Annotated in this window: 11 protein-coding genes and 1 pseudogene; 2 read left to right on the plus strand and 10 right to left on the minus strand. The window is 36.4% G+C overall.

What is annotated here, in order from left to right:
• Positions 1 to 58: 58 nt before the first annotated feature.
• Positions 59 to 121 (plus strand): annotated as a pseudogene (locus tag FJQ98_RS15055) (VOC family protein); the annotation flags it as partial.
• A gap of 550 nt (positions 122 to 671) precedes the next feature.
• On the opposite strand, the gene speD reads toward FJQ98_RS15055, so the two are convergent.
• Positions 672 to 2,180 carry an adenosylmethionine decarboxylase gene (speD, locus tag FJQ98_RS15060; RefSeq protein WP_053597235.1) on the minus strand — a complete coding sequence of 503 codons (1,509 nt, stop codon included), beginning with the start codon at positions 2,178 to 2,180 and terminating at the stop codon, positions 672 to 674.
• 437 nt (positions 2,181 to 2,617) lie between these two features.
• Here speD and FJQ98_RS15065 point away from each other — a divergent pair, with 437 nt between their 5' ends.
• The gene (locus tag FJQ98_RS15065; RefSeq protein WP_053597236.1) at positions 2,618 to 3,514 is read left to right on the plus strand and encodes a PhzF family phenazine biosynthesis protein; all 897 of its coding nucleotides are present in this window, start codon (positions 2,618 to 2,620) and stop codon (positions 3,512 to 3,514) included.
• A 776-nt stretch (positions 3,515 to 4,290) separates the two neighbouring features.
• Here FJQ98_RS15065 and FJQ98_RS26850 read toward each other — a convergent pair.
• The 9 genes from FJQ98_RS26850 to FJQ98_RS15105 form a co-directional block, all read right to left on the minus strand.
• Positions 4,291 to 4,494 (minus strand): VanW family protein, encoded by a 204-nt coding sequence (locus FJQ98_RS26850; protein WP_075807370.1) that lies wholly within the window; start codon positions 4,492 to 4,494, stop codon positions 4,291 to 4,293.
• A gap of 4 nt (positions 4,495 to 4,498) precedes the next feature.
• On the minus strand, positions 4,499 to 4,822 hold the full coding sequence (locus FJQ98_RS26855; RefSeq protein ID WP_246494220.1) for a VanW family protein: 324 nt from the start codon (positions 4,820 to 4,822) through the stop codon (positions 4,499 to 4,501).
• A 361-nt stretch (positions 4,823 to 5,183) separates the two neighbouring features.
• Positions 5,184 to 6,260: a mandelate racemase/muconate lactonizing enzyme family protein gene (locus tag FJQ98_RS15075; RefSeq protein ID WP_053597237.1), complete on the minus strand. Its 1,077-nt coding sequence runs from the start codon at positions 6,258 to 6,260 to the stop codon at positions 5,184 to 5,186.
• A 24-nt stretch (positions 6,261 to 6,284) separates the two neighbouring features.
• Positions 6,285 to 7,667 (minus strand): MFS transporter, encoded by a 1,383-nt coding sequence (locus tag FJQ98_RS15080; RefSeq protein ID WP_053597238.1) that lies wholly within the window; start codon positions 7,665 to 7,667, stop codon positions 6,285 to 6,287.
• Positions 7,668 to 7,711: 44 nt separating this feature from the next.
• On the minus strand, positions 7,712 to 9,037 hold the full coding sequence (dsdA, locus tag FJQ98_RS15085; protein WP_277815990.1) for a D-serine ammonia-lyase: 1,326 nt from the start codon (positions 9,035 to 9,037) through the stop codon (positions 7,712 to 7,714).
• Positions 9,038 to 9,050: 13 nt separating this feature from the next.
• Positions 9,051 to 10,163, minus strand: coding sequence for a M20/M25/M40 family metallo-hydrolase (locus tag FJQ98_RS15090; protein ID WP_053597239.1), 1,113 nt, complete (start codon positions 10,161 to 10,163; stop codon positions 9,051 to 9,053).
• Positions 10,164 to 10,192: 29 nt separating this feature from the next.
• Positions 10,193 to 11,632 carry a serine hydrolase gene (locus tag FJQ98_RS15095; protein ID WP_053597240.1) on the minus strand — a complete coding sequence of 480 codons (1,440 nt, stop codon included), beginning with the start codon at positions 11,630 to 11,632 and terminating at the stop codon, positions 10,193 to 10,195.
• Positions 11,633 to 11,649: 17 nt separating this feature from the next.
• Positions 11,650 to 12,738, minus strand: coding sequence for an alpha/beta hydrolase (locus tag FJQ98_RS15100; RefSeq protein WP_053597241.1), 1,089 nt, complete (start codon positions 12,736 to 12,738; stop codon positions 11,650 to 11,652).
• 18 nt (positions 12,739 to 12,756) lie between these two features.
• Entirely contained in the window at positions 12,757 to 13,350 is a 594-nt protein-coding gene (locus FJQ98_RS15105) for a TetR/AcrR family transcriptional regulator (RefSeq protein WP_053597242.1), read from the minus strand.
• Positions 13,351 to 13,510 lie beyond the last annotated feature (160 nt).

Here is a 13,510-nt window from a genome sequence, read left to right on the forward strand (position 1 = left end):
GAGCAACCTAGTTGAAGAAAGAAACTTAACATTTAAAGACAGACAGGAGTTAGATACGATGATAAAAGGTTTCGGAGGAATATTTTGGAGAACTAAGAATCTTGATGTTATAAAAAAATGGTAGAATTGGAATGGGACTGTGAATGTTAATAACACCTTTTTCATAAAGCATCTCCTAATCTAAAGTCTTTTAAAACTTATAGATTGAATATTCGACAAATATTCCCAAACATCTTCATACTCCTCTTACAGAACAAATTTCTTTAATCGAAGTGATGTGTTAGTTTCCGTCATTGTATGAATAAGAACTTTGAACAAGAAACGCTCTAATAAATACCTCATCTGTTTTAAATTGAATGCTATCGAGAAACGCAAACTAAGCAAAATAATTTTGGGTGTCCTAATTAATAGATTGAATATTCCGCTCCGTTGCCTATATTTGAGTCCCCTTATTTAGTTAACATAATGTTTTTATTTTATACCAATTATTTTTTCCTCAAGTTCACATGGTAGCTCTGTGTAAACCTTAAACCTCTTGCTTCCACTCCTTAAGAAGCTTAAGGCGCTCCGGTAATTTCGCTGTCCCCCAGCTCCTCTCGCTTCAATCAAGTAAAAATACAAAAACAGGAGAAGAAAACAATTTGTTTTCTTTTCCTGTTTCATTTTAAGAGTTATGGTTTACCTCGATGCAGGTAATGTTGTGTGGCATTTCCTGCATTAAATTGCTCAGTAATATATTGAACAGCGTCTTGTAGAGCTAATTTACTGTTACACGTGAAAACATCTATTGCCGCATAACCGTACTCTGGCCACGTATGAATCGTTAAATGTGATTCTTGAATAATGACTACACCGCTAACCCCGTAAGGTGAAAAATGATGGAAATGTTCGGTCACAATTGTTGCCTTTGCTATATGGGCAGCTTGACACATAATCTTTTTAATTTGTTGTACGTCATTGAGCAATGCATCATTGCAATCGTGCAACTCTAATAAAATATGATGCCCTAATGCATGCTGGGATTGTGATTTTTCTACTGTTCTCTTAATTTGTGAAAACCTGTTATTTTTGCAATTCGGGCAACCACTGGCTTGAAGCTGAGCAATCGTGCTGTATGGATAGCCAGCTCCGACTGTAAGTGCGTGCTGACAATGGATACACTGATATACGACGGATTTCCGCTCAATTTCTCCTGTGTAAATTGGTCGCGTAAATTTACGCTGATTAGGAATGTAGGAAGTCATTTGTTCTGTTGCTTGTAATACGAACAATTGGCTTGTAGCGCCTAAAATCTGCGCACCTTCATAAGTGTTTATCTCGTATTGAATACTGTCAATCACGAAGCCCATAGCATGTAAGCTTTGCTGTAGTTGCCACTGCTTTTGATAGCTACGTTTAGCGTAGGAAAAAAACACATGTCGCATTGCTTCTGGCTTTAATGCGTTAATCGCACGTGATAAAAAAAGCTGTGCGCCAATCAAGGTATACGGTGTATCTGTATATACGCAATCAAACTGGTCAGCGTATGTTTTAGGCAAAGGCTCCTGAACGTTATAATAATCTGTTTTAATCGGAAGCTCATAGTCTTTAGCTATTTTGCTAATCGTACATAAAATTCGTCTATCAATATCTAACACAACAATTTTAGTTGTAGAATTTGGAGCGATTTTCTTTAGTAAAAACGCTAATGCAATACTGATGAAATCATCATCGCCTAAACACAAAATGCGCTTATTGAGTAGCATCGTATAGTCTAGTGCGAGCAATGCACGTTTTAAGGCTGTCTCAACCGTACATTTTGCTTGATCAATTGCCACGTCAGCTTTGGGTCTAGCATCATAAATAGTGCTTAATTCGCTTATATTTTGTGTAATCCATTCCGTACGAAATGCATCATCTGTCGTTAATTGAAGGTAGAGTTTAGCATCAGCACCTGAGAGTTGAAAATATTGCGAAATAGCGAGCTGGCCTTTTTTCGTTAAGCTATGTTTACCCCAACCTTGTTTGGCAAATTCTTGCTTCATTGCTGAAACGATAGGTATTGGTAAGTCTGTCGTATGAGCTAAAGATTTAGTTGTGCAATTTTTATGGAAATATAAATCAAGTAGAGCTTTTTCTAATGTGTGATAATGTTCTTCAAGCTGCATATCAGCTGTAATTTGTTGTAATTGTTTTTGCATTGTAGATTCGTCCTCTCAATTTTAATAAGTAAAAAATTAAAATTGTCTAAATCAACGAATAGAAAAAGCGCGACTAAAACTAGTCGCGCTAAATGTTCATACGAAGCTAACTAATTCTAATCTTGCTTTTTTGCACAACAAATAACACCTCTATATAAGTGGTTTGTTCGACAAAATTAAGCTATAACGTTGATTCAGATTAGAATTCTACAATTAACAAAAAGTTCACCCTTTAATAAAATAGTATATTTATTATATAATAGATATGGAAATTTCACAAGTTTTAGTAAATCATCGCTTTTATAGTTTAATATTCCCTAAAAATGATAGAATTTGTATTATAGTATGCTATGATTTACCGTAACCAATCTAAATGAGGGTTTCATTAAATGGATTTGTATGGAGGAAACACTAAAAGTTAGAAAGGAGTTAATAAGATGAGAGATATTAGAGTTTATCATGTAGATGCATTTACAACTGAAAAATTTGGCGGTAATACAGCTGGCGTTGTGCCAGATGCTGAAAAATTATCCGAAGATGAGATGCAAAATATCGCAAAAGAATTAAATTTACCGGAATCCGTATTTTTACTACCTTCAGATAATAAAGATATAGACTATAAAGTAAAATATTTTACTCCCAGTGAAGAAATCAACTTTTGCGGACATGCAACTGTTGGATTAACATGGCTTTTGGCGACTGAGTTTGGTCTTGCTGAGAAAAAAGAAGGTATAGTGCTAGAAACGAATATTGGTAGAGTACCGGTTGTATGGCATAAGGAAAACGGAAAAGTTATCAATGTGGAAATGACGCAAGTAACGCCAAAAACACAAGATATCCATATTGATGTGGAAGAGCTTAGTCGACTGATCGGCGTCCATTCCGAAAGCATTGATTTAACGTATCCAATCAAACTAGCGAATACTGGTGTCTGGCATTTACTCGTTCCAATAAAAGATCAAATCGATATCGACAATGCAGTGCCAGATTTAGCAGCGTTAGCGAAACATAATAAAGAACATAATATTAGCACGACACATCTTTATACTTTTACTAACTTGAAAGAATATGAATTATATACAAGAGATTTTGCACCAGGGATTGGTATACCTGAAGATCCTGTAACTGGTGCAGCAAATGGTGCGTTAGCCGGCTTCCTCTATTTAGAAGGTGTTATTTCTCAAGGTGAAATAACATATCTTAAAATTGCTCAAGGTGATGCGATAGGAAGACCTGGAACTCTTTATGTGACTGTTATTCCGAATGAATTAAAACCAGTCATCAAAGTTGCAGGAGCAGCTACCATCACAATTCGAGGTATCTTAACTATCTAAACATAGCAGCTTGAATTTGAGACTTTTTTATAGCTATGATTTTCAAAAATCACTCGTTATGTTATGAGGGCACTGAAAAACTAAAGAAATTCATTTTTTTATATTATAAATCTGTCTTTTGTTGGATTTAGAAACTCAAAAAGTCGATTTGCATCACATTTTTTGTGGCAAATCGACTTTTTCAGTGCCTTCTTATGTTATGGGTGATTTTTTCTGTTCGCTCCTTACTGATGGCATCAGGATATAAGGGATTTGAGCCTAGACATAGGATTGTCATTGCGAATAGACGGTTTTGACAAGGGTTTACATCATTCCGTCCGTAAGGTGAAAAGGTGTAATATCTTTAACGATGTGTTCCAAATGTGCAGATATCAAGGTTTGTAAAAATCAGAGGTATAACATCTTTAATTGGATATTATTATTTCCCACTTAAATACATGCGTTAGTAAAATTTTGGCATTTAGTTATATTTCGGCTGACTAAACGTCTCGAAATCCAAATTATTATATTTTATTAATTTCTAAAATCATTGCTGAATGATTTGAAAATCGTACGACGGAAAGCTTGTCATATCAAAATAATGTTTGGTTTCCAGTTTTTATAAAAATTTTGACGATAGTTTTTCCCGTCTCTTTTAAAAATTGATGGTTTTTCTCCTCAATATGATAAGAGTTAGGCATTTATTAGCAAAAGTAGCCATTGCCCTTTTAAATGTTTATCTGTTACCCAAACCTTTATTTAGAAAAATTCGGATGTCGGATTATAAAACCGTAAATCTATATAATTGTAAAAAACACTTGCACCACTTCCAAATGGAGGCGTTCGCCCCAAATCAGGAAATGGGTCGAAACTATGATGATGTCTTGATGTCTTTCCGTAACAATAAGAGGTGTGTGTAGCGCCATCCAATACAGTAGATTAGCGAGCTGACAAATTCCACCGCCAATGCCCGTCTTTACTTCTCCCATTGCGAGCTGCATGCCTTCAATATAGCCTTTTGCCCTCAGTCGTTTTTCCTACTAGTTGCCAAAAAGAAAAAGTTTCACCATGCTTAATGATTACGTCATCGATTTCACTCGTAGCAATTTTTAAATTGATTATTTTATTTTCTTGTAATTTAGGATCACTGTTCCCTAATTTTCTTTTCAGCAATGATTGATGTTTTTTACAAGTATAAGGAAATGTAGTTGATAACTCTTTATGCGTGGCAAACCGTTTTCTTTCTTTTAAATTTGCTAAAAACGAAAAAAGTCTTTTTTGTTCGATTCGTGTGTGATAGAAGAGTGGATGAAGTTCAGTTAGTCTCAATACTATTTTCCTCCCTGTTTTTAAACTAGAAAATAATAAACTTTCTATTTATTAATATGCTTTTTTAGTTGAACTCGTTCCACATGGATTTTTAATACATTCCATCGTACTTCTTCTTTCTGGTTGAACTTTTTTTATTTAGATTTAATCTATCAGTAGCCAGGGTAGAACGTACGAGGGCGTGGGACATTGATCCCGTCAAGTAAACTGTTCACCCCCTACTTGTAGAAATATGTTTGAGGCTGGTTGGGACTTAGATCTCGTATAACAAGCGAAGCTGTAATACTACGGTACCATCTCAACGAAAAACTCTTAAAAATTGTACAATAGTTGAGTTCATTGAATTAAGGACCTTATTAAATTAAAGCGCATCAAAATTCACTTCCACACCTAAACCTGGTTTATCAACAATTGTTATAAGACCACCATCTTGAACAAAACCTCCCGTGATATGAGGAGATTCTGCAATTAGATAATGACTATCCAAATCAGATGCCCGTATATTAGATTTGGCACCGACAAGTGCAGCACCAGCGGCAATACCTAATCGGGATTCGCTCATGCAACCAACCATGCATGGAATTCCTGCAACTTCGGAAATAGCATTAATTTTTATTCCTTGATAAATACCACCACATTTCATGAGTTTAATATTTATCATATCCGCTGCTTCAGTCTGTATTGCCCGTAATGCATCTTGAGGTGAGTGGACAGATTCGTCTAACATAAGATGCTGGGAAATACTCTCTCTAATTTGACAGCAAGCTGCTAGATTCCAATAGGGCACCGGTTGTTCTACTTCTAATACATTATACTTTTCCAAAGCTTTCATAGTTCTGATAGTCTCTTTTGCATCCCAACCTTGATTGGCATCCAATCTCAACTCTATATCTGGTCCCACAGCTTCACGAATCAACTTAATGGCATGAATATCTTCGATAGAATTAATTCCGGTTTTTACCTTTAGAATACGAAAACCCATCTCCGTATATTCTACTGCTTTTTTAGCCATATTCTCGGGAGTGTCAATACCCAGTGTCATATCAGTTTCTATTTGGTTACTGTTCCCCCCCAATAATTTGTAAAGGGGTTGACCTGAGCTTTTTCCGATAATATCATACAATGCCATATCAATGCCCGCTTTGGCCGCATTTTGACCTACCACTACCTGATTCATTAGATTATGGATATTTTCTAAATAGAAAGGGTCTTTTCCTATGAGCAAAGTAGCGATTTTCTGAATAAAGTGTTGCGTTTCTTGTGCGTCACTTCCCGTCACAGGCAGAAATGGAGCTGCTTCGCCGTACCCAATGATACCTTCATCTGTAGTTATCTTAATAATTACATTCTGAGGGATTACTCTTTCTATGAGAGCTACTTTAAAATTCACAATACTTTCAGGTTCATAAATCTTACTTTGAATATTGGTTATTTGCATACTTACTCTCCTTTACTTCAAATACTATAAAGATTCCTTGACCCTCTTCAAACCTAGGGATTCATACCTCTCTGTAAGATCATTTTGAATTTGATCCCGAATATGGTCTATACGATAAAAACTTATAGCTATAAGAGCGAGCGTTTCACATACAAGAGGGACAAAAATATAAGACAATGAAATAGCATTGATGGCTGAATCTGGTTGAACTACGAGTGTTGCGTCATATCCGAATTTAGATAAAATGGCAAGCTGGACAGAAACAGCTAGCCCCATCCCCATCTTTGAGCCCAAACTAATTGCTGAGTAAAGAATCCCAGGAGTTGATGCATGGTGTTTCCATTCCCCATAATCTACTATATCCGGCATTAATGCAGTCAATAAGGGAATGGCTATTCCCAAGCCAAAGCCAGTCATGCCTAAACCAATAAATATAAAGATTGAACTCCCCAATAACATGATAAGCTTTCCACAAATACTTATTCCGACCCCTACCATAATTGCCTGCTTCTTTCCAATTTTACCCCCAATTATAGGTGAAATAGCACTACCTGGAACCATGAAAGCAAAGATAACAACGAGAGCAAGCCCTGCGAAAGTTTGATTTGGAATAACATGAGTAAAATAGTAAATAGCCATAGCAGAACTAAATGTATATGAAAACATAATTGACAATGTAATGATTAGCCCTAAAAGCCAAGGGAAATTTTTTAGATATCTCAATTGTCCAAGAAGTGGAATCTTTTCTTTTTTTGGTAATATAGCAATATATCTATCCCTTGTTCCAAAATAAGCCCAAATTGCGCTGGCTGCACCCAATGCCCCTACTATTATTCCAACAGAAAAGAATCCTTTATTAATATCTCCACCTCCAAACCCTTTTAGGAGTGGAATGACAACCAATCCTGCTATCACAGAAACAATAGAAGCGGTAATAAAACGCATACTACTAAGTTTTGAGATTACTTTACTGTCTTTTGTGATTAAGCTAATTTGCGTTGCATAGGGTAGCTGCAAAAATGAAAGCATAAATAACGCTCCTATATACGTAACAGCTGCATATATGACTTTGCCTGTTTCGCCAAAGGGAGGATTTAAAAAAAGCAATGCACTAAAAATAAAAAATGGGATGGCAAACCACTTAAAAAACGGTCTAGCTTGCCCATCTGGTCTTCTTATCCGATCTAATGTGGCTCCTATACCTATATCTTGAATTCCATCAAGTATCCTCGCAACAAGCATGATTCCCACAAGTGATGATGCAGGAATCAGCATGACATCTGTAAAGAAATAGGACATATATCCATTCATTAAAAATGGTAGGAGACCTGTACCCATTCCTATCGCACAACTTGCCCACATCTCCGAAGTACTCAGTTCTCCTATGTACTTTTTGGTTTTCGCCATTATACCGTCCCCTTTCGAATAAATCTAACAGTCTGCTACGAAAATCAATCACCTACATACGTATTTATATACTCTTCTCTATTCTTATCTGGTACCAAACTTCCTCCAGTTGCCCACACGATATGAGTTGCGTTTCCTATTTTGTCCTCTAATTTACAATTCGCTAAATATTCCGACATTTCGTCGTAAAAAGATAATCTCATTACCCCTTCAAAAGCTGCACAGGCACTGGGCTCCAAAAAAATTTGTTCTTTATTTAAGAGGTGTCTCATATATTCAAAAAGCTTACAATCTTCAACTGTGAAAATCCCACTAAGAATTGGTTCCATAACTTTCCCAATAAATCCAGATGCTCTTCCGACTGCCAGCCCATCCGCAAGGGTTTGACCATCTAAACCAATATCATTAACGGATATTTCATCGTGTTTTCCACTTGCCATTCCGAGTAACATACAAGGTGCTTTTGTCGGTTCCACAAAAAAACAATGTACATTTTCTCCAAATATATCCTTAAGTCCAAAGGTAATGCCTCCAGGTGCACCACCAACTCCACATGGGATATAGACAAATAATGGGTGTTCCTCATTCACAATAAGACCCTGTTCTTTAAGTTGTAACTCCAATCGTTTTGCAGCTACTGCGTATCCCAAAAATAAGTCTATGGAATTTTCATCATCAATAAAATAACTCTTAGGATCTTTGTCTGACTGGACACGCCCATTTTTCACAGCCACACTGTAATCCGACTGATACTCCACAACGACAACACCATGTTTTCGTAACAAATCCTTTTTCCACTGTTCGGCATCTGAAGACATATGGATGATCACCTTATAGCCAATTGCTACACTAACCATACCTATGCTAAGTCCAAGATTTCCTGTAGAACCAACTTGAATTGTATATTGCTGAAAAAAGTGGCGACATTCCTTTGAAGCAAGTTTTGCATAATTATCTTCTTTTCTAAGAAGACCATGAAAGAGCGCCAAATCTTCTGTATGTTTCAATACCTCATAAATACCGCCCCTAGCCTTAACGGAACCTGCAATCGCCAATTCATTATCTTGTTTTAACAATAATGTCCCCGTGAGATTACAATGATCGCTTTCATTTATAAATTTTTGCATCATTGGAATAGCTGTTAAAGGAGATTCAATAATTCCTTGTGTTGCTTTTGTTTCTGGGAAGCAACATTCAATAAAAGGTGCAAATCGTTCCAGCCTTATCCTTGCATCATCAATATCTTTTGTAGATATTCCCATTTTCTCTAATGGTTTATTAGCGCTTTCCTTTTTAGGATTTATCCAAACCAATTCTTCCATATTTTCTAATCTTTTTATAATCGGTGATTTCCAATTATCTGTCTGCAAAATATCCCCCCTCTTAATTTGTCATGATATTTAACATGATTCTATATGCCATCTGCGTTTCTTCTATATCCACATACTCTGAAGTTGTGTGAACGTTGTGGATTCCAATTCCTAACCCACTACATATAAAGCCCCGCTCTCCAAAAATATTAGCGTCACTACTGCCTCCAGTCTTTATCTCTACTGGATCTAGCCCTTCGTCTTTAATTGCCTCCTTTGTTCTCTTATAAAGGTACTCATCTGTTTGAGCATGATAGGGTGGACAGAGAATAGTTATTTCCTTCGACACTCGTCCTTCAAACAGTTCCGCTGCTTCCTTTGCCGCTTTATGCATAACTGCTGCCTGATCATCTATTTTATCCTGATAATAGGACCTGATTTCTGCAGTTACGACTGCATAATCTGGCACTGTCGGAGCTTCTTTTCCTCCATGAATTGAAGATATATTCACAGTCGTATCTTCATCTACTAAGCCCGTTGGCATTGATGTAATAGCATGTGCGGCCATGCAAACTGCATTACGTCCAGCAGTAATATCTACACCAGAGTGAGCAGTCGTTCCCCAAAACTCATACTTGAGTAAGGTCTTTCCTTTACTGGCACTACATAGATATTTAGGGTGCCCAGCTCCATCTAACACAAACATATACTTCACTTTTATATCTGAGGTGTCATAGTGAGTAGCACCTTGCATGATTTCTTCACTTAAAGTAAACAAAAAATACATTTCTCTATGCGGGATATTATTCTCGCGTAGGTATTCATAGCCCTCTAATAACATAGCTATCCCTGCCTTATCATCCCCACCGAGGATCGTACTTCCGTCACTTATTATTCTTCCATTCTTTTTAATTGGTTTAATATTACGTCCAGGTTCTACTGTATCCATATGAACATTAAAGCAAATTGGCTCTAAGTCCAGGCTTCCTGGAATATGAACCAATACATTTCTACCATTACTCCCAAACTTTTTGCCTGTATCATCGGCAATGACTTTTTCTCCACGCTCCTTAAAAAAGGCGATTAGGTAATCAGACATTTCTTTTTCTTCCAATGAAGGGCTATCTATTTGTATAATTTCAATTAGACGATTTAAAAAGCGTTCCTCATTCATTTGTTTATCCATTATAAAACCTTCCTTCTAAATGTCGTTTCTTAATCTTCGGCATAAAACGGAATGGCTTCCTTCAGTGATTCTTCCAGTGGGATTAATAGTTTTGTAACTTTTCCAGTTTCATCACGTTTAAAGGTCACTGGAAAACAAATGCCATAGCTCTCCACTGCTAGATGAAATTTATCTTTACCAGTTGGAATAATAGGAAGGGTCAAGCCAATCATCTGCAAATAGATTTGTCCATCATTTTCCAAAACGATTGCCTTACCATAGGCCCTATTTGAGTATGTACCTATATATGAATCTCTATTTTCACATTTACTTTTCATATTATTGGCATTCTTCAAAGCATCCCGTGTTTCTTCTATTTTTTCAGCACTAAGTTTTGCCGATGCGTCTATATATCTATTCATCCAATCTAAAGGTTCAAAGCCCATAAGTTCATCTAGTATTGCATATCCAATGGAAGTTACCGCTGTTGTCTGATTCAGGTTACAGAGTATAGATATAGCTATGTCCTTTTCAGGAACAAAAATTTGTTGTGATTTGAAGCCATCCAATGTACCCCCATGATGAACGATTTTTTGCCCACGATAACTTTCAATAAACCATGCCAAGCCATAACTAGTAAATTGAATCTCAGGAAACATAATATTGAATATGTCACCATCACGAATAATTATCTGTGGAGAATGCATTTCTTGTAGCATTTCTTTTCCTAACACTTGCCCATTACCATTCAACTGAAATTTCAGCCACTTAAGCATGTCCACGGTAGAAGAATACATAGTTCCAGCGCCACCAGATGTTTTTGCATAGTTGTAAGGAATCCTATATATTTGTCCTCCACTATTTATATATGGCCTAGCCTTTCTGCTATCGTCATCTCTAATCAAATCTCCATAGATATAAGTGCTATTCATACCCAATGGCAATAAAATATTTTCCTTAACGAAATCTCCCCATGGTATACCACCTACCTTTTCCACTAACAAGGTAGCAACCATAAACATATGATTTTGATAATGAAATCTGTACCTTAATGGCCAAGCCGGCGGAAGAAAAGCAAGAGTTTCAACCTGCTCCTTTGTGGTTCTTTCTGGTGTATTTAGCCAACTAGTATCATGTCGTGGCAAACCGCTTCTATGTGAAAGAGCATCTCTTATCGTCAAATGTTCTGTACTGTACTCATCGTACATCTCAAAATTAGGCAAATAAGTTTTGACTGGCATATCCAAGTCTATTTTTCCTTTCTCCGACAGGATACACAAAGACAATGCTATAAATGCTTTCGTAGATGAGCCAATGCAATAAACTGTATTAACGGTAGCTTTATTTTCCTCTTCCAAATCAGCAGCACCTATGGAATAGTGAAATTCGTCACTACCTTTAGATACTGAAACCGTAAGGGACGGTAGTCCATACTGCTCTTTTGTATCGTGAACTAATTTTTCTAAACGCGTTTGCAGCACTTTATCCATATAATATTCATTCCTTCCTAGCAATTTTTCTCTCTAAACTTAAGTATTGCTACAGATTCATCTGGCATTTCCAAGTACAGATCTTCTTTCAATAAATACTTTCTAAAGAAATTTGCATGGTATTGGGCCAAAATAGCAGCAAGCTTATTCCCTTCCATTGACCCCAGGGGGATTCCCATCATTTCAGCAATGTCTGGAAAAAATACTAGATCTGTAAAGCCCATATGTTCTACGTCTTTTAACACCAATTGATAGGTATTCTCTGTATTACTTAGATAAATTCCTGAAAGCAGCTTACTTGTAATTTCAGTTCCAATACATAGAAAAGGCTTTCTAATATCTTGACCATAATCTTCTTCTAGGTTTGCCCCATCCACATCAATTCCGCATACGAAACGACTGTCCTCCCTGCATACAGAAATGGCTGCACCGCCACCAAAGGAATGCCCAGTAATACCGAAACCAGGAATTAAGTCTAAATGTCCTGCCAGTAAATAGTTGCTCTTATTTACTTCTTCCATGTAATCCGCAGCAGTTCGAATCCTTTTAGCCCAAATTTCCATTCTCTTATTCTTCGCATGACTATCACAAAACTGACGACCTGCCTCAATAAAAGTCCCATAATTCTCTTCTGTAAAATCTTTTGCAGCTACTTCCATCATAATCTTTTGTAATATTTCCTCTTTTTCCGGAACATTCATTTCATCACTATGTGTTTCATCCATTGGAATAATCGTTCCATCTTTTAAACGGACTGCTGTAGCTTCTCCTGTATGTCCAATAGCTATCACCACAAATCCCATACTAGCTAAATCTCCACATAGGACACTATTGGACATTTCATAACTCCCATATCCATGACTATAAAATATAACCGGATACTTTTCTTTGTGTTGGGAAATTGGGGCTTCGCTAAAAAAATTGGTTTTCGCCTCGCTTAGCGGATGACCAAAAAGTGCTTCTGCGAAAGAGTATTTAGCATTCTTTCCATCGCTTTCATCTGCCGGATAAAAAAATGTTAAAGGAATCGTTTCTCCCTCACAATTAAACTGACTACGCAAAATACCTACAGTTAACTCCCCATAAGGATTTGGAAAATAAAACATCTATATCAATCCTTTCTATTATTTTTTCAGTATTCCATCCATTAATCCGACTAATTTCAATACTGTAGCCTCTTGATCTTTCTTATCTGAAATCTCGTACTTATCAAAATAATGTAAAACGAAAGTTGATAACATCGCCAACATATAAGAGGACAACTGAAAGTCGATATCTTCTCTATAAACACCTTCCTCAATTTTTTTCTTGATACCTACATTAATATGGGGAATCATCATCTCTAAAAGATACTCATCAAACAGCCTGGCAAAGAAACCAACCCCACAATTAAGTATTTTTTCATAGGAAATTTCATTAATTGAGCCGCCATCTTCAGAAGGGATAGAAAATCCTTCTTTCTCATATGTAAAGAGAACAATATTGTCCGCGCCTAGCGAATCAAATTTTCTCTGAAAAGCAATGCTAGCTAAATATACACACAGGTCCTCCTTGCTTTCAAAATACTCATAAAAAGTACCTGTAGGCAAACCCATCCCCTCACTTAAATCGGATACCTTAAGTGAATGGTAGTCTTTACTAATAAAAACCTTTGTTGCCTGTTCGATTAGTGCTTTACTATAATGTTTATTCAATCTAAAAAAACTAGGTTTTGGCATATACAGTCTCCTTTTATAATGAACTTAAATTTTTGATTGTTAAATTTCCGATTAATATCGGAATCCGAGTTTCCTCAGTAAAATTGTATATTCTATTCATTTAAGAGTCAATAAAAAAATCCGAATTGTTTGATATTACAGAAAACTATAAATGGCTATG

The sequence above is a fragment of the Lysinibacillus agricola genome (assembly GCF_016638705.1).
Taxonomy (GTDB): Bacteria; Bacillota; Bacilli; order Bacillales_A; family Planococcaceae; genus Lysinibacillus; species Lysinibacillus agricola.